Source organism: Mesorhizobium sp. WSM1293 (assembly GCF_000513875.1).
Taxonomy (GTDB): Bacteria; Pseudomonadota; Alphaproteobacteria; order Rhizobiales; family Rhizobiaceae; genus Mesorhizobium; species Mesorhizobium ciceri.
Genome location: NZ_AZUV01000004.1, coordinates 273,084 through 290,522 on the forward strand (window position 1 = coordinate 273,084; position 17,439 = coordinate 290,522).

General features: G+C 64.3%; 16 protein-coding genes. 9 read left to right on the forward strand and 7 right to left on the reverse strand.

The genetic code is table 11. The features are described from left to right. Positions 1-19 precede the first annotated feature (19 nt). Positions 20-415, reverse strand: a complete 396-nt coding sequence (gene hpaR, locus M729_RS0106860; protein ID WP_224620863.1) for a homoprotocatechuate degradation operon regulator HpaR — start codon at positions 413-415, stop codon at positions 20-22. A 215-nt stretch (positions 416-630) separates the two neighbouring features. Between hpaR and M729_RS0106865 the strand changes: the two genes are divergently transcribed. From M729_RS0106865 to hpaH, 5 genes are all read left to right on the forward strand, one after another. Next, positions 631-1,017 (forward strand): 5-carboxymethyl-2-hydroxymuconate Delta-isomerase, encoded by a 387-nt coding sequence (locus M729_RS0106865; RefSeq protein WP_027161137.1) that lies wholly within the window; start codon positions 631-633, stop codon positions 1,015-1,017. An 11-nt stretch (positions 1,018-1,028) separates the two neighbouring features. After that, a complete protein-coding gene (gene hpaE / locus M729_RS0106870) occupies positions 1,029-2,546 on the forward strand; it encodes a 5-carboxymethyl-2-hydroxymuconate semialdehyde dehydrogenase (protein WP_027161138.1) in 1,518 nt (505 codons plus the stop codon). A 14-nt stretch (positions 2,547-2,560) separates the two neighbouring features. Next, on the forward strand, positions 2,561-3,541 hold the full coding sequence (hpaD, locus tag M729_RS0106875; RefSeq protein WP_027161139.1) for a 3,4-dihydroxyphenylacetate 2,3-dioxygenase: 981 nt from the start codon (positions 2,561-2,563) through the stop codon (positions 3,539-3,541). Between the two features lie 235 nt (positions 3,542-3,776). After that, positions 3,777-4,649, forward strand: a complete 873-nt coding sequence (locus tag M729_RS0106880) for a fumarylacetoacetate hydrolase family protein (RefSeq protein WP_027161140.1) — start codon at positions 3,777-3,779, stop codon at positions 4,647-4,649. Further along, positions 4,646-5,452, forward strand: a complete 807-nt coding sequence (gene hpaH, locus M729_RS0106885; protein ID WP_027161141.1) for a 2-oxo-hept-4-ene-1,7-dioate hydratase — start codon at positions 4,646-4,648, stop codon at positions 5,450-5,452. The genes M729_RS0106880 and hpaH overlap by 4 nt, the downstream gene beginning before the upstream one ends. A 28-nt stretch (positions 5,453-5,480) precedes the next feature. On the opposite strand, the gene M729_RS0106890 is transcribed toward hpaH, so the two are convergent. From M729_RS0106890 to M729_RS0106915, 6 genes are read right to left on the reverse strand one after another with little or no spacing between them, the layout of a single operon-like run. Further along, positions 5,481-6,503, reverse strand: a complete 1,023-nt coding sequence (locus M729_RS0106890) for a phosphotransferase (RefSeq protein WP_027161142.1) — start codon at positions 6,501-6,503, stop codon at positions 5,481-5,483. Beyond that, entirely contained in the window at positions 6,500-7,792 is a 1,293-nt protein-coding gene (locus M729_RS0106895) for an aminotransferase class III-fold pyridoxal phosphate-dependent enzyme (protein ID WP_027161143.1), read from the reverse strand. Before M729_RS0106895 ends, M729_RS0106890 begins: the two co-directional genes overlap by 4 nt. 34 nt (positions 7,793-7,826) lie before the next feature. Then, complete coding sequence (locus M729_RS0106900; RefSeq protein WP_024502131.1) at positions 7,827-9,176, reverse strand: aminotransferase class III-fold pyridoxal phosphate-dependent enzyme; 1,350 nt, start codon at positions 9,174-9,176, stop codon at positions 7,827-7,829. Positions 9,177-9,195: 19 nt separating this feature from the next. Further along, positions 9,196-9,864, reverse strand: coding sequence for an HAD-IA family hydrolase (locus M729_RS0106905; RefSeq protein ID WP_027161144.1), 669 nt, complete (start codon positions 9,862-9,864; stop codon positions 9,196-9,198). After that, positions 9,861-11,141 carry a Tm-1-like ATP-binding domain-containing protein gene (locus M729_RS0106910; RefSeq protein ID WP_027161145.1) on the reverse strand — a complete coding sequence of 427 codons (1,281 nt, stop codon included), beginning with the start codon at positions 11,139-11,141 and terminating at the stop codon, positions 9,861-9,863. Before M729_RS0106910 ends, M729_RS0106905 begins: the two co-directional genes overlap by 4 nt. Further along, on the reverse strand, positions 11,141-11,911 hold the full coding sequence (locus tag M729_RS0106915; RefSeq protein WP_027161146.1) for an IclR family transcriptional regulator: 771 nt from the start codon (positions 11,909-11,911) through the stop codon (positions 11,141-11,143). The genes M729_RS0106910 and M729_RS0106915 overlap by 1 nt, the downstream gene beginning before the upstream one ends. 173 nt (positions 11,912-12,084) lie before the next feature. On the opposite strand from M729_RS0106915, the gene M729_RS0106920 reads away from it, so the two are divergent. The 4 genes from M729_RS0106920 to M729_RS0106935 all read left to right on the forward strand — a co-directional run bounded on the left by M729_RS0106920 (position 12,085) and on the right by M729_RS0106935 (position 17,368). After that, entirely contained in the window at positions 12,085-13,533 is a 1,449-nt protein-coding gene (locus tag M729_RS0106920) for an APC family permease (RefSeq protein ID WP_027161147.1), read from the forward strand. 49 nt (positions 13,534-13,582) lie between these two features. Then, on the forward strand, positions 13,583-14,785 hold the full coding sequence (locus tag M729_RS0106925; RefSeq protein ID WP_032808069.1) for a cytochrome P450: 1,203 nt from the start codon (positions 13,583-13,585) through the stop codon (positions 14,783-14,785). Then, complete coding sequence (locus M729_RS0106930) at positions 14,782-16,269, forward strand: aldehyde dehydrogenase (RefSeq protein WP_050596198.1); 1,488 nt, start codon at positions 14,782-14,784, stop codon at positions 16,267-16,269. The genes M729_RS0106925 and M729_RS0106930 overlap by 4 nt, the downstream gene beginning before the upstream one ends. Positions 16,270-16,513: 244 nt before the next feature. Then, positions 16,514-17,368: a MetQ/NlpA family lipoprotein gene (locus M729_RS0106935; protein ID WP_027161150.1), complete on the forward strand. Its 855-nt coding sequence runs from the start codon at positions 16,514-16,516 to the stop codon at positions 17,366-17,368. Positions 17,369-17,439 lie beyond the last annotated feature (71 nt).

Sequence of the window (17,439 nt, forward strand, 5' to 3'; positions counted from 1 at the left end):
AACGGCCAGGACCGACCGCTCAGCTCTCGCCGTCGATCAAGCTCTCCAAGAGGTCGAGGAGCTGCTCCAGCTTCTCATGCCCAAAACGCTGTTCGATGTCGTCATAGATGACGCGACGCTCGGGCGACAGGGCGTCGATCAGGGCGGAGCCGGCAGGCGCAATGGTCAGCACGACGCGGCGGCCGTCGCCTTCGGCCTTGTTGCGGGTGATGAATTTGCGTCCCTCGAGCGCCTTGATGATGCGCGTCAGGCTGGGCGGCAAAACCGAGGCGCGATCGGCAAGTTCCGTCGCCTCGACCGGGCCGGCTTCGCTGAGCACACGCAGCACGCGCCATTGCTGTTCGGTCACGTCATGCGCCGCAAGCATCGGCCGAAACCGCGCCATCACCGCTTCGCGGGCATGAAGCAGCGCCATCGGCAGGGAACGACGGGTATTTTCAGGCAGCAAAAAAAAGCCTCCCACGCTTGCGATCGAAACAGGCCTTCCCTCGGCCGAATCCGCCTGCCGGGGCCCGTTCCTGCCATCCCGTATCGTTGCGCCAAGGCCGATGCAAGACTTGACTTCGCGGATGCCGCATGTAATTAACGCGTTAACTACAACAAAGCAATAACCCAGGGAAACGAAGCGCCGTGCCTCACTTCTCCATCGAGTATTCGGCCAATCTCGAGGCCAAGGTCGATATGGACGAATTGTGCGCGCTGGTGTTGCGCACAGTGCTGGACACCGGGCTGTTCGAGACCGGCGCCGTGCGGGTGCGGGCCTTTCGCGCCGAGGCCTACGCGATGGCCGACAGCCTGCCGGAAAACGCTTTTCTCGACATGTCGTTTCGCATCGGCACCGGCCGCAGCCCGGACGAGAAGAAGCGGACCGGCGAGGCTGTCTTCGCGGCGGTGAGCGAATACCTTGCCACCCTGTTCGAGACCCCGCATTTCGCCCTGTCGCTCGAAATCCGGGAAATCGACCCGGTGCTCAGCTGGAAGAAAAACGCAATCCACCCGCGGCTGCGCGGCAAGTGACGGAACCCGACATGTCCGACCTGCAAGGCAATCTGAAAAAGGCCGAGGCCTATCTGGCCCGCTTCAAGCGCGATGGCGTTTTGAACCAGATCGGCGGCGAGGCGGTGCCGGCCCTCGATGGCGCGACGTTCGAAACGCTGTCGCCGGTCGACCTCAAGCCGCTGGCAAGCGTCGCGCGCGGCGGCGCCGCCGACATCGACCGCGCCGCCAAGGCGGCGAAGGCGGCGTTCCCAGCCTGGGCGGCCATGCCTGGCGAGGCACGCAAGAAGCTGCTGCACAAAATCGCCGACGCAATCGAAGCGCGCGCCGAGGAGATCGCTTTTGTCGAATGCATGGATACCGGCCAGGCGCTGAAGTTCATGGCCAAGGCAGCGCTGCGCGGTGCCGAGAATTTCCGTTTCTTCGCCGACCGCGCGCCCGAAGCGCGCGACGGCGAGACACTGCGTACGACAGGCCAGGTCAATATCACGACGCGGGTGCCGATCGGCCCGGTCGGCATCATCACGCCGTGGAACACACCGTTCATGCTGTCGACGTGGAAGATTGCGCCAGCGCTGGCGGCCGGCTGCACCGTGGTTCATAAGCCGGCTGAATTCTCGCCGCTGACCGCCCGCCTGCTGGTCGAGATCGCCGAGGAGGCCGGCCTGCCGAAAGGCGTATGGAACCTGGTCAACGGCCTTGGTGAAGACGCCGGCAAGGCGCTGACCGAGCATCCCGACATCAAGGCGATCGGTTTTGTCGGCGAAAGCCGCACCGGTTCGATGATCATGAAGCAAGGCGCCGGCACGCTGAAGCGCGTGCATTTCGAGCTTGGCGGCAAGAACCCGGTGATCGTCTTTGCCGACGCCGATCTCGAGCGCGCCGCCGACGCCGCCGTGTTCATGATCTATTCGCTGAATGGCGAGCGCTGCACCTCGTCGTCGCGCCTGCTGGTCGAAGCCTCGATCTATGGAAGCTTCACCGCCAAAGTCGCGGAGAGGGCGAAGCGCATCGTCGTCGGCCACCCGCTCGATCCGAAAACGGTGGTCGGGCCGCTGATTCATCCGGTGCATGAAAAGAAGGTGCTGTCCTATATCGACATCGGCAGGTCGGAGGGGGCGACGCTGGCCGTCGGCGGCGGCAAGGTCGAAGGGCCGGGAGGCGGCTGTTATGTCGGCCCGACCCTGTTCACCAACGTGACCAACGGCATGCGCATCGCGCAGGAGGAGATTTTCGGGCCGGTGCTGAGCGCCATTGCGTTCAACGACGAGACGGAAGCGCTGGCGCTGGCCAACGACACGCAATACGGCCTGACCGGCTATCTCTGGACCTCTGACGTCACCCGCGCCTTCCGTTTCACCGATGCGCTGGAGGCCGGCATGATCTGGGTTAACTCCGAGAACGTGCGGCATTTGCCGACCCCCTTCGGCGGCGTCAAGAATTCCGGCATCGGCCGCGACGGCGGCGACCATTCCTTCGACTTCTACATGGAGACGAAGAACGTCGCCTTCGCGACGACGGCGCACGCGATCCAGAAACTCGGCGGCTGACCGGAGGAAATCGGATGCCCTTGCCCAAACCCAATCTCTACCCCGCCTTCAACATCGTGCGCCTCAGCCATGTCGAGTTGGCTGTCACCGACCTCGCCAAATCCCGCGCCTTCTATGTCGACACGCTCGGCCTGCAGGTTACCGACGAGACATCAGGCGCCATCTACCTGCGCGCCATGGAGGAACGTGGCCATCACTGCATCGTGCTGCGCAAGGCGACGATGCCGGAAGCGCGCGATCTCGGCTTCAAGGTCTTTTCGGACGAGGACCTCGACAAGGCCGAGTATTTCTTCAAGGGCAAGGGCCTGCCGGTGGAATGGGTCGAGCGGCCCTACCAGTCGCGCACTTTTCGGACGCGCGACCCGCACGGGATTCCGCTGGAGTTCTATGCCCAGATGGAAAGGCTGCCGCCCATCCATCAGAAATATGCGCTCTACAAGGGCGTCAAGCCGCTGCGCATCGACCACTTCAACTGCTTCTCGCCCAATGTCGACGAGTCCGTCGCCTTCTACAACGAGCTCGGTTTTCGCGTCACCGAATACACCGAGGATGCCGCAACCGGGAAGCTTTGGGCAGCTTGGACGCACCGCAAGGGCGGCGTCCACGACATCGCGTTCACCAACGGCATCGGCCCGCGCCTGCATCATGTTGCCTTCTGGGTGCCGACGCCGCTCAACATCATCGACCTGCTCGACCTGATGGCGACCACGGGCTATTTGCCGAACATCGAACGCGGCCCTGGTCGGCACGGCATCTCCAACGCCTTCTTCCTCTATGTCCGTGATCCGGACAACCACCGTATCGAGATCTACTGTTCGGACTACCAGACAGTCGATCCGGACCTGGAGCCGATCAAGTGGGACCTCAAGGACCCGCAGCGCCAGACGCTGTGGGGCGCACCGGCGCCGAAAAGCTGGTTCGAGGAGGGCAGTGCGTTTGCCGGGGCGGAGGCGCGCCAGCCGGATTTGGCGGCTTCGCCGATCATTGCGCCGTGAGTGGGATTTTGGAGATGTCAGCGTTCCGTGGCGCCCCCCTCTGTCCTGCCGGACATCTCCCCCTCAAGGGGGGAGATTGGCTAGGCCCATGGTCAGCGCCTCTGTTGCAGCGTTGGAAATTGGCGAAGGCAGAGATGACATCCGATCTCCCCCCTTGTGGGGGAGATGTCCGGCAGGACAGAGGGGGGCGCCGTAGAGCGCCATCCTCGCCCACCACCATTGCCGGAGCCGCAGCATGAAACACGCACGGCTCGCCACCTTCACCGTCGGCGGCAAGGCGCGCTATGGCGCGGTCACCAGCAAGGGTGTCATCGACCTGTCGGCGCGCCACGGCCAGTGGCCGACGCTGCGGGAAGTGATCGAGGCCGGCGCCTTGCGGCGGCTGGCGGAAGAGGCCGAGGCCTTCCCGATCGATTTCCCGCTCGACGCCATTGCCTACGAAATTCCGATCCCTTCGCCGGAAAAGATCATCTGCGTCGGCGTCAACTATCCGGACCGCAACGAGGAGTACAAGGACGGCCAGGCAGCACCCTCGAATCCGTCGCTGTTCGTCCGTTTTCCCCGCTCCTTCGTCGGCCATGGCGCGCCGCTGGTGCGGCCGCCTGAATCCCCGCAGCTCGATTATGAGGGCGAAATCGTCATCGTCATCGGCAAGGCGGGACGGCGCATTGCCGAGGCCAACGAGCTCAGCCATATTGCGGCACTGTCGCTGTGCAATGAAGGCACCATCCGCGACTGGGTGCGGCATGCCAAGTTCAACGTCACGCAAGGCAAGAATTTCGACCGCACCGGCTCGATCGGCCCTTGGCTGGTGCCGTTCACCCACGAGGCGCAGATCGCCGACATCGCGCTGACCGCCCGCGTCAATGGCGAAATCCGCCAGCAGGACCGCACCAGCCGGATGATCTTCTCGTTTCGCAAGATTATCGCCTATGTCTCGACCTTCACCACGCTGGTGCCGGGCGACATCATCGTCACCGGCACGCCGACGGGCGCAGGCGCCCGCTTCGAGCCGCCGGTCTGGCTGAAGCCGGGCGACGTCATCGAGGTCGAGGCAGACGGCATCGGCGTGCTGCGCAACAGCGTCGTCGACGAGGAAGCAGCATGACCCCGGAGCAAGTGGAAGACGCCGCGGCACGGCTGTTCGAGGCCGAGCGCTCACGCCGCCAGATCCGGCTGCTCAGCCTCGATTTTCCCGAGGCGACGATGGAGGATGCCTATCGCGTGCAGGGAGCGCTGGTGACGCGCAAGATCGATGCCGGGCTGAAGCCGAAGGGCTGGAAGATCGGCCTCACCTCCAAGGCGATGCAATATGCGCTCGCCATCGACACGCCGGATTCGGGCGTGCTGTTCGACGACATGTTCTTCAATGACGGCGCGACGGTTCCGACCGGCCGCTTTATCCAGCCGCGCGTCGAGGCCGAGATCGCCTTCGTCATGAAGGCGCCGCTGAAAGGCCCCGGCGTGACGATCTTCGACGTGTTCAACGCCACCGACTACATCACACCGGCGCTGGAAATCCTCGATACGCGCATCGAGCGCGTCAATGCGGAGACGAAGAAGGCGCGTACCTTCTTCGACACCATTTCAGACAATGCTGCCAATGCCGGCATCGTCATCGGCGGCCGGCCGCAGCGGCCTGATGAGACCGACATGCGCTGGATCGGCGCCATCGTTTCGCGCAATGCCGAGGTCGAGGAGACCGGGCTTGGCGCCGGCGTGCTCAACCATCCGGCGATGGGCATTGCCTGGCTGGCCGACAGGCTCGCCCGCTACGGCATGTCGATCGCTGCCGGCGAGGTCGTTCTCTCCGGGTCGTTCGTGCGTCCGGTCGAGGCGCGACCCGGCGACACGATCGTCGCCGATTTCGGCAGTTCGGGCACGGTCAGCATCCATTTCGCGAAGGGCTGACGGTTCCGCCAGTTCTTATCAATCGGCCCTATTCGCCATGCAGATAGGCAATCACCACATCGGCTGCGATGGCCGACATGCGCAGGCCGACCTCCCTGGTGATGTCGCCTTCGACGCGGCTCTGCACCCAGCCGAGGAAGGCGAAGGCCCGCAAGGCAGAAAACAGCGGCAGCGCGGCGATGTCGCGCGCCGTCAGTTCGCGCTCCTGCCGATAGCCCTTGAGCAAAGCGGCCTCGATCAGCGGATAGATCGCCTCATCCCGGTTCTGGTAAAGCGCGACGGCAAGGTCGTACATGTGCCAGCCATGGCCGCAATCGTCGAAGTCGATGATGCGGATCGCACCATCATGGACGAGCACATTCTCGCGCACCAGGTCGGCGTGGATGATGCCGAAATTGCGGGCACTGCGTTCATACGTCAATAGCGCGCGCACGGCCTTTTCGCGCGCCCGCAAAACCAGTTCGCGGCGAGGACCGTCGAGGAAGGGCGAGGTCTCGAAACGCCCCCAATTCGGGTTCGCGCCGAAGAAGCCGTCGAAATCCCAGGCATGGCGGGCAAAGCCGGACGGAGGCGTCCAGGCTGCTGTGACATTGTGCATGTGGGCGATGGTTCGCCCGATCTCGGTAAAGATCTGTCTTGCCTGCTCGGGCGTAAAATCCAGCGGCACGCCTCGCGCGCCGACGGCGCGGCCTTCCAGCCAGCTCAGGCAATCGACTTGCCGGGGTTGCATTGAGGCGTTCGCGCTGACAAGCACGAACAGATCGCCAGCCGGCGTGGCGACCGCAGATGGCGTGGCGATGCCGGCCGATTGCAGAAAACCCATCCATTGCAGTTCCGAGCGCAGGGCGGCGTCCGTGTGATAGCCAAGCCGGTGAATGCGCATGGCGGCCGGCTGGCCATCGGGCAGACGGATCCGGAAGACCGCGTTCTCGCGGAATTTCAGCAGCTCCGGCTCACCCTCATCAATGCCCCAATGGGCGAGCGCGCGCCTGGCCAGCGCCGTGACATCGGCTGCCGTCTCGGGTTCGGATTGCGCGGAGACTGCGCTCACGCCTTCACTCCGCGGACTTCGCCAAGCACTTCGTCGAGGACGCCGATCAGGAAGTCGACATTGTCGCGGGAGAACGGCATTGGCGGGCGGATCTTCAACACATTGCCGTGGATGCCGGTCTTGCCCATCAGCACGCCGCGCTGGCGCATCCGGTTGGCGACCTGCTCGGCAATGTCGGGCGCCGGTTCGCGCGTCTTGCGGTCGTGAACCAGTTCGGCGCCGAAGAACAGGCCAGCGCCCCTGACCTCGCCGATACATTCATGGCGATCGGCGAGCGGGCGCAGCAGGTTGAGTGCATAGGCGCCGACGTCACGCGCGTTGGCAACGAGATCTTCCTGCTCGATGACGTCGAGAACGGCATTGGCCACCGCGCAGGAAACCGGATTGCCGCCGAAGGTGTTGAAATAACGGAAGGCGTTGCGGAAGGTCGCCAATATCTCCCTTGATGTGACCACGGCGGCGATTGGATGGCCGTTGCCCATCGGCTTGCCCATGGTGACGATGTCGGGAACGAAACCGGCGCGCTGGTGGCCCCAGAAATGGCTGCCGGTGCGGCCGAAACCGGGCTGCACCTCATCGGCGATGACCAGTCCGCCGGCGTCACGCACCGCGCGCATCGCGTCGTCGAAAAAGTCGGATGGGAGCGTCGGGAAGCCTTCATTGGCGAGCAGCGGACAAAGGATGATGCCGGACAGGCCGATACCGTCCTTTGCCAGCGCGGCGATGGCTTCGCGCACCGCGTCGCCAAAGGCTTTGCCGTTGGCCATCGCATCCGGATGGCGATAGCTGTCAGGCGCCGGCACCAGCCTGACGTGGCGGGCGCGGCCGCCGACCGGCGGCATGCGGGTGCTGAGCTGCGAAACCGCCGCGGTGTTGCCATGATAGGTGGCGTCGGTGGCGATGATACCCATGCGGCCGGTGGCGGCCTGCGCCATGCGCAGCGCGATGTCGTTGGCCTCGCTGCCGGTGCAGGTCAGGATGGCGGTCGACAGGCTGGCATCGAAGGTCGCGGTCAGCCGCTCGACATAGTCGAGGATGGCGGTGTGAAGATAGCGCGTGTGGGTGTTGAGCAGGCTTGCCTGCCGGCACAGGGCCTCGACCACATAGGGGTGGCAGTGGCCGACATGGGCGACATTGTTGTACGCGTCGAGATATTTGCGGCCGTCGGCATCGTAGAGCCAGACGCCTTCGCCGCGCACCAGGTGCACGGGCTCGTCATAGAACAATTGCGATTTCGCACCGAGCAGGCGCGAGCGCCGGCTAACCAGCGCTTCTTGCGGTTGAGTCATTGCGTCTCGAAACTCCGTTCTCTCCAATAAACCGTCAGACCTTCGACAGGCCTGCATCCAATGCTTCGCCGATCCTCGCGACATCCGCGGCGCTGACGATAAGCGGCGGCGACAGGATGATGGCGTTACCGGAGACGCGCAGCATGACGCCGGCCTCGTAGGCCGCCTCCGAAACCAATGCCATGGTCTTCTTGTCGGCGGGCTTTTTCGTCGCGCGGTCCGAGACCAGCTCCAGCGCCGCCATCAGGCCCTTGTACCGGACATCGCCGACGATCGCATGCTTCGCCTTCAGCCCCTCCAGCACGGCTGCGAGTTCGACACCACGCGCGGCCGCGTTCTCGTTCAGGCGCAGCCGTTTGGTCTCGGCAAGCGCCGCCAGACCCGCGGCGCAGCCGACAGGATGGCCGGAATAGGTATAGCCATGGCCGATGGCGCCGAAGCTGGTCTTGTCGGCCTCGAAGACATCGGCGACCTTGGCGCCGATCAAAGTGGCGCCGAGCGGGAAATAACCCGAAGTGATCGCCTTGGCGATGGTCATGAAATCGGGCTTCACGCCGGACAGACGCGAACCCGACCATGCGCCGGTGCGGCCGAAGCCGGTGACAACCTCATCGGCGATCAAAAGGATCTCGTGGCGGTCGCAGATCTCGCGCACCTGCGGCATGAAGCTCTCATGCGGAACAATAACGCCGCCGGCGCCGAGAACCGGCTCCATGATGAACGCGGCGATGGTATCGCCGCCCTGGAAGGCGATTTCGTCCTCCAGCGCCCTGGCGCAGAGTTTTGCCAGCCGCACTGGGTCGGTCTCGTCGAACGGGTTGCGGAAGGTCCAGGGCGCGGGAATGTGGAAGACGCCCGGCAGCAGCGGCTCGTAGTTGCGGCGGAAATTGGCATTGCCGTTGACCGACGCGCCGCCGAAATGCGTGCCGTGATAGCCTTTCTTCAAGGCGATGAATTTGGTGCGGTCGGCCTGGCCACGGATCTTCCAGTACTGCCGCGCCAGCCGAAGTGCCGTTTCGACCGAATCCGAGCCGCCCGAAGTGAAAAACGTCCGCACCATGCCTTCTGGCTCGAACCATTCGCAGAGTTCGTAGGCGAGCTCGATCGACGGGCCGGTCGAGGTGCCGCGAAAGCCGGAATAATAGGGCAGCGCGCCAAGCTGGTCGGCGATCGCTTTCTTGATCGGGTCGCAGCTGTAGCCGAGATTGACGTTCCACAGGCCGCCGACGGCGTCGAGCACGGTGTTGCCGGCGATGTCGGTGACCATCACACCCTCGCCTTTCATGATCACCTTTGGCGGGTTGGCCCGCATCTCGGCCGGATGCGCCATCGGATGCCAGATCGGCTTGGCGTTGGTTTCGGTGAGAAAATTGATGTCGCGCATAATGGACTCCGCAAAAATCTCAGGCAACTGGGACGAGGTCGAAATGGCCGAGGGCCTCGGCATAGGAATGAGCCGGGCGGGCGACGTCGAAATGCACCGTGCGCATGCCGGCAGCACAGCCGCCATCGACATTGCGCCGCTGGTCGTCGACGAAGACGCAAGCGCCGGCCGGCAGGCCAAGCGCCTCGGTGACGAAGGCATAGGCACGCGGGTCGGGCTTGAGGATGCCGGTGTAAGTGGCGTCGATGATCACATCGAAGAGGCCGAGCAACGGCAGCCGCTGGCCGAAGTCGGCGCCGTAGAACAGGTCGAGTTCATTGGACAGGATGGCCAGTCGAAAACCGGCGGCATGCACCGTGCGAATGGTGCTGTCAGCCTCCGGCCGCACCACCTTTTCCGGCTCGGCCCCTCGCGCGCGCCGGACGAAGGTCTCCATCGCCTGCCAGTCCTCGCCCACCAGACGGCCGACCTCGCTTGTGCGTGTGCGCCAATAGTCACGCTCGCTGATCTCGTCGGCCTGCATGGCGCGCCACAGCGGATCGCTGCCCGGATCGAACGGCCCGCGCCATTGCAGCGTCCCCGGCGCGAGGCCGAGCGCCTGTTCGGTCAAGGCGTGGGTCTCGAACAGCGTGCGGGTGACGACGCCGCCGAAATCGAGGACAAGCGCCTGGGCGGGAACAGCACTCACGCCGCCACTCCCTCGGCCGGCTTGCCGCGCGGGACGATGCCTTCCTCGACCCAGCGGTCGAAGATCTCGAGCGCCTTGCCGACGAAGTCGTCGCTGTTGATGTGAGCGTCGATCTCGTGGAACTCGACGCCGGCGGGAATGACCTTGCGAATTTCGTCAGTGAAGGCGGCCAGGGCTTCCGGCTCATAGAGCGGCTCGCCCTCCACGTCCCATTCCTGGATGCCCTGGGACGGCAGGATGAAGGCGGAGCGGCCTCTGGCGGCACCGAGCTTGGCGGCGATGGTCCTGGCGACCTGGCGGCGATCGTCGGCATCGACGGTGATCGAAGCGATCAGCCTGTTGTGGGCATGAAACGGTCGCGTCGAGAATTTAGCCGGCAAATCCTGCCAGGTCGGCAGGTCGACCATGTCGACCGCGCCGGGTGCTGCGATCTGCGGAACGCCGCGGGCACCGGCATTCTCCAGCCGGTCGGTGCCGGAACTGACGACGGAGCCCGCGAGATGGTTGGTGATTTCCTGCAGGCTGAAGTCGAACACCGCGCAAAAATGGTCTTGGCCGGCAATCGATTCGAAGGCGCGGCCGCCCATTCCGGTGGTGTGGAAGACGGCAACGTCATAGCCGCGCTGTTCCAGCGCCGGCTTCAGCGTCTTCATGTAGCGCAGGCAGCTGCTGCCGAGCGAGGTCATGCCGATGGTCGGGCCTGTTGCCCGCGCCGACACGCGCGACGCCAGCACGATTTTCGCCGCGCCGACGACCGCACCACAGGCCTGTGACAGGACCAGCCTGCAGATCGAGTTGAGGCCGTACAGCCCGCCCGCCCAGAGGATCATCATCAGGTCGGGCGCGACGCGCTCGGGTGGGATGAGGTGCGAATAGGCGATGGTCGAGACGACGAATTTCGGCACGCCGAGCGGCAGGCAAAGCGCCACGTCGAGCGCCAGATCGGTTCCCATCGAACCGCCGATGGCGATGAAGGCGTCGATCTCGCCGTTTTGATGGAGCTTGCGCACCAGTTGCACGGCGCCGCCGGCCATCAGCGTCATGGCGGTGTTCTCGTCACCACTCGAAACGATCTCGGCGATCGTCACATCCACCGCCCGCGCCACGGCGTGCTTATCGTGGTCCGGGCTGTAGGGCGGGTCTCCGAGCACGCTGACATCCATCATCACGGCGCTGCCGCCCGACTGCTCGATGCACTGTTTCATGAACAACAGCTCTTCGGCCTTTGTGTCGCCCGTGCCGATGACCAGGATGCGGGGCGCTGTCTCCGAGGGCATCAGGCCTGCCTCCTCAGGGTTTGCAGGTTTTCACCGTTGAGGCGCATGGAAATCTCCCGTGCCGCCGCCCTCACGGCAAGTCCCCGCTCCGTGATCGCGGCCGCCGTCGTTCTGGCCTTTGGCGCCGCCACCGCGATGGTGCCGAGCGCAAAGCCATCCGCCCCGCGGATTGCCGCCGCGACGCTGATCACACCTTCCTCATAGCCCTGGTCGCAGATCGAATAGCCGCGCTCGCGCGCCTCGCCCATGGATCTTGAGATGGCGGCCGGCTCGATCAGCGTATGAGCCGTGAACGCATCGAGCGAACCCGTCAGGCACGCCTTGACGGTCTCGTCGCGGGCGAAGGCCAGATAGGCGATGCCCGACGCGGTCGAATGCAGGGGCAGCAACTGGCCGATGTCGATGTTGACCCGGTTTGCCCATGCTGGATGCTCGACATGGACGGTGACCAGCCTGTCGACGCCGAATTCCGACAAATGCACGGTCTCGGCCGTCGATGCGGCCAGGTCCCGCACCAGCGGAACGGCCGTCTGCAGGAAGGGAAAGCGCGCCTCGCGGATGCGCGCCAGCCGCGACAGGCCGGCGCCGAGGCGATAGTGCCGCGTACCCGCATCCTGCTCGACGAAACCACGACCGGCCAGCGCTACCAGCAGCCGCCTTGTCGTCGCCTTGTCGAAGCCCGAGCGGCGCGCCAGATCGGACAGGCCGAGCTCGGGCTCGTCGACGTTGAACAGCTCCAGAAGCGAGATCGCTTTTCCGACCGTACTCAAATTTGCCTCCCGGTTTGGGACAATCATTTAACGTGTGAATTAACTTGACAGGCATCAGCATTGTTTGCAAGTCTATATTCAAAATAACGGTTCAAATAATGAACCAACCACCAGAGTGCATGGGACAGGCCATTCGGCCGGCGAACTCAAGGGTTTCCAAACAGGAGGGATCAATGACAGCAGTCTCGGAACAGGCGCCGGCCAACAGGCTGCGCAAGAACAGTCTTGGCGTCGGCGCCATCACCTTCATGGTGATTTCTGCGGCCGCCCCACTCACGGCAGTCGCCGGCGGCACGCCGCTTGGCATGCTGATGGGCAATGGCGCCGGCTTTGCCGGCACCTATCTCATCGTGACCGTGCTGCTGCTTTTGTTCGCGGTCGGCTATGTCGCCATGTCACGCCATGTCGGCAATGCCGGCGCCTTCTATGCCTATGCCGCACGCGGCCTCGGCAGCATGGCCGGCGGCGCCACGGCGCTGATCGCCATCCTGTCCTACAACGCCATGCAGATCGGCGTCATGGGCCTGCTGGGCGCCGCAACCGCCGGCCTGTTCGCCGGCTGGGGCATCAACCTGCCCTGGTGGGTGTGGAGCTTCATCGCCATCGCGCTGGTCGCCGTGCTCGGCTATCGGCAGGTCGACCTCTCCGCCAAGATCCTGACGGTGCTGGTACTGTGCGAATATCTTGTGGTGCTGATCCTCGATATCGCCATCCTCAAGACCGGCGGCGATAGCGGCCTGTCGGCGGCGCCATTCAGCTGGAGCCAGATCGTCAGCGGCTCGCCGGCCATCGCCATCCTGTTCTGCTTCGCCGCCTTCATCGGTTTCGAGGCGACGACGATCTATGCCGAGGAAGCCCGCGACCCAAAGGTCACCATTCCGCGCGCCACCTATTTCTCGGTCGTGCTGATCGGCGTCTTCTACATGCTCACGGCATGGCTGATGGCGGTCGGCGCCGGTGTCGACAAATTGCTGCCGACGCTGCAGGGATTGCAGGATCCGACGACCTTCCTGTTCGGCCTGTCCGACCGCTACGCCGGCACGATGCTTTCGCAGGCGATGAGCATCCTGTTCGTGTCGAGCCTGTTTGCCGGCGTGCTGGCGTTCCACAATGCGGTTGCGCGCTACATCTACGTCTCGGGCCGCGAGAAGCTGTTGCCGCAGACGATCGGCGTGACGCATCCGGTGCACCAGAGCCCACATGTCGCTTCCGTCATCCAGAGCGTGCTCGCCGCGGTCGTTGTCGGCCTGTTCGCCGTGCTCGGCCTCGATCCGGTGCTGGCGCTGTTTTCGTGGCTGACCAATGTCGCGACGCTCGGTGTCATCGCGATGATGGCGGTGGCATCGCTTGCCGTGGTGATGTTCTTCCGCGCCAACCCGGCGGCCCACGAGAATGCGCTGAAGACCACCATCCTGCCCGGGCTGACCTTCATCGCCTTCGTCATCATCATCTATTTGATCGTCATCAATTTCGGCAGCCTGTCGGGAGCCGGCGGTTTCCTTGGCGTGTTCCTGCCGGGGCTGGTGCTGATCGCCGCGATCGTCGGCCTGCTGCTGGCCAGCGCGCTGAAGAGCCGCGATCCGGTCGCGTTCAAAAACCTCGGCCAGCCGCTGAAAGATTGAGAAAAGCAAAGGGGCGGCATGCCACGCCGCCCCTTACACCACAAGGGGAGTGGCGGATTTGAGCTTTGCCGAAAATATCACCGTCGAGGCATTGGAAGCCGATCCCTACCCGATCTATGCAGAGCTCAGGCGCAGTGCGCCGGTCGCTTTCGTGCCGGCGGTCAATCTTTGGTTCGTCACCCGCTGGAAGGATGTCGAGAGCGTCGCCAAGTCGCCCGAGATCTTCTCCGCCGTCGTCGGCTCGTCACCAGTTGAGCGTTCCTTCGGCAAGCCGACCATCCTGACCACCGATGGCGAGACGCACAAGCAACTGCGCCAAGGCGTCGACCCGAAATACCGGCCGCGCACCGTCGCCGCCTATGCCGGCGACCTCGTGCGGTCGATTGCCGAACCTTTTCTGGACCGGATCGTCAACCAGGGCTCCGCCGAGCTGATGGCCGATTATTTCGAGCCGGTGTCGACGCTCAGCCTGGCGCGCTCGCTCGGCCTTGCCGGCATCGATATGCCGACGCTGCGCCGCTGGTTCTACGGCCTTGCCCAGGGCGCCATCAATTTCGAGAACGATCCGAAACGGCAGGAGATCGCCGACGCAATCAGTGCCGAGGTCGGCGACGCCATCCTGCCGACGCTGGAAAGACTTGCGCGCCAGCCAGATGACTCGGCGCTGTCGCATATGCTGCATGACGGCATGCCGGAGGGCACGACGCGGCCGATCGACTTTCTGATGCCCAGCATCAAGGTCATCCTGCTTGGCGGCATGCAGGAGCCCGGACATGGCGCCGGCTCGATCCTCGCCGGCCTGCTGGCTCATCCCGAGCAATTGCGGCAGGTGCTCGCCGATCCCGAGACTTTCGTGCCGAGGGCGGTCGACGAGGGCCTGCGCTGGGTGGCGCCGATCGGCACGCAGACGCGGCAGACGACGCGGGCAGTCGAGCTTGGCGGTGTGACGATCCCGGCCGGCGCTGCCGTCGCCGCCCTCGTCTCTTCGGCAAGCCGCGACGAGAGCCGCTTTGCCGATCCCGACCGCTTCGACATCAACCGCAACGAAGGCAACCATGCCGCCTTCGGCTTCGGCCATCATTTCTGTTCGGGCCGGTTCTTCGCACGCGAGCAGATGTGCCTTGCGGTGAGGCTGTTGCTCCAACGCTTCCCCGATCTCAGCCTTGTGCCGGGCAAGGAACCGGTGTTTCGCGGCTGGGAATTCCGCGCGCCAACCACATTGCATGTTTCCCTTGGAGTCCGTCACCAATGATCAGTCAGAATGCCATCGAAACGCTGCGCAAGACGGAGATCGGCGCGCAGGGCCTGTTCATCGATGGCGTGCAGGTCGAGGCAACAAGCGGCGCAAGCCTGCCGGTGACGTCGCCGATCGACGGCCGACCTTTCGCCAGCATCGCCGACGGCAACGCCGCCGATATCAACCGCGCCGTGAAGTCGGCGCGCAAGGCGTTCGAGAAGGGCTCGTGGTCGCGCGCCACACCCGCCTTTCGCAAGAAGGTGCTGACGAAATTCGCCGAGCTGGTCGAGAAACACGCCGATGAGCTCGCCGTGCTCGGTGTGCGCGACAACGGCACCGAGATCGGTATGGCCTACAAGGCAGAACCGCTGTCGGCGGCAGGCACCATCCGCTACTATGCCGAGGCCATCGACAAGGTCTATGGCGAGATCGCGCCGACGGCCGAGAATGTGCTCGGACTGATCCACAAGGAGCCGCTCGGCGTCGTCGGCGTCATCGTGCCGTGGAATTTCCCGCTGATGATCGGTGCCTGGAAGATCGCGCCTGCACTTGCCGCCGGCAATTGCGTGGTGGTCAAGCCGCCGGAGATCGCCTCGCTGACGCTGCTGCGGCTGGCCGAACTGGCAAGCGAGGCCGGCTTGCCCGCCGGTGTGCTCAACGTCGTCACCGGGCGTGGCGCGGTCACCGGCGAGGCGCTCGGCCTGCATATGGATGTCGACGCCATCGCCTTCACCGGTTCCGGCCCGGTCGGCAGGCGGCTGCTCGAATATTCCGCTCGCTCCAATCTGAAGCGCGTCTTCCTCGAACTCGGCGGCAAGTCGCCGAACATCGTCTTTGCCGATGCCCCCGACCTGAAACAGGCGGCGGTCGTCTCGGCCAACGGCATTTTTCGCAATTCCGGCCAGGTCTGCGTCGCCGGATCGCGGCTTCTCGTCCAGTCAGCGGTCTATGACCGCTTCATGGATGAGCTTCTCCAGGCAACGATGCGGCTGAAAGTCGGCGATCCGCTCGATCTCGCCAACGATGTCGGTGCGGTGTCGAGCGCCGAACAGCTGGACAAGAACCTCGGTTTCGTCGCCAGGGCCACGGAAGAAGGTGCCCGTCTCGTCACCGGCGGCCAGCGGATGCTGACCGAGACCGGTGGCAGCTACATGGCGCCAACGATCTTCGAGAATGTCACGCAGGATATGCAGTTGGCGCGTGAGGAGGTGTTCGGGCCGGTGCTCGGCGTCATGCGCTTCGAGACCGAGGAGGAGGCGGTTCGGCTTGCCAATTCGACCGTCTACGGGCTTGCCTCCGCGGTGTGGACCGCCAATCTCTCCACCGCGCATCGCATGGTGCGCGCCATCAATGCCGGCGTCGTCCACGTCAACACCTATGGCGGCGCCGACATCACCGTGCCGCTCGGCGGCGTCAAGCAGTCCGGCTTCGGCCGCGACAAGTCGCTGCACGCGCTGGAGAAATATTTGGAACTGAAGACTGCCTGGATCGCGCTTTGACGGCACGCTGAGCTCTCTGAGAATCTGACGACCTCCAGACGCGCGCAAGATCGCGCCGCGATCCGCTGCGGCCGGTCAAGCGGCGGCTTTTGCTCACGCTCTTGAAAATTTTGAGAGAATATTCCCGGCTTTGGCGAGAATGGCGAAACGCGTTCTTTGATAAACTTGATAGAATTTCTGAGGATGCGACCAAGGCTAGGCAATCCGCCTCGCTGCCATGACTTCACAACCGCAGAGATCAATCATGACTGACTTCAAGAACACTTTGCCATCTTCCCCCGGGTCAACCGTCAACCGGCGCAGTGGCCTTGCTCTGCTGTTCGCCTCAGTCGTCGCGATCGGCAGCCTGATTGCACCGCATGCGTCGTTTGCCGAGGACAAGAAGGCGATCAAGGTCGGCATCATCAGCGGCGAGGACGAGGACGTCTGGCGCGTCGTCGTCGCGCAAGCCGCCGAAAAGGGCCTTGCCATCGAGACGGTGGTATTCAACGACTACACCCAGCCCAACGAAGCGCTGGAGCGCGGCGAGATCGACGCCAACGCCTTCCAGCACCAGCCCTATCTCGACAACCAGATCAAGACGCAAGGCTACCACATCGTCCGTGTCGGCTATACCGGCGTCTGGCCGATCGGCCTCTACTCTAAGAAGTTCAGCAAGGTTGCCGACCTGCCCGAGGGCGCGGTCATTGGCGTGCCCAACGACCCATCCAATGAAGGCCGGGCGCTGCGCGTGCTGCAGAACGAGGGCGTGATCAAGCTCAGGGATGGCACCGGCATTCTGGCCACCACCGCCGACATCGCCGAGAACGCGAAGAAGGTGGTGATCAAGGAACTTGACGCCGGTATCGTCGGCCGCTCGGTCGAGGATCTCGATGCGGCCGTAGTCAACACCGACTGGGCGCTGAAAAGCGGCCTGACGCCGGAAAACCGCATCGCGCAGGAGCCCATCGCCGACAATCCCTACCGCAACTTCATCGCGGTGAAGACCGGCAACGAGAACGAGGCCTGGGTGAAGACGCTGGTCGCCTCCTATCAGAACGAGGCGGTGAAAGCCGAGTTCGACAAGGTCTACAAGGGCACCGGCCTCAGCGCCTATTGATCCGATCGTCGACCGGAAGCCCGGTTCGAGAGCAACAGCGGTCCGCGCTCAGGCGCGGGCCGCGATTGCGT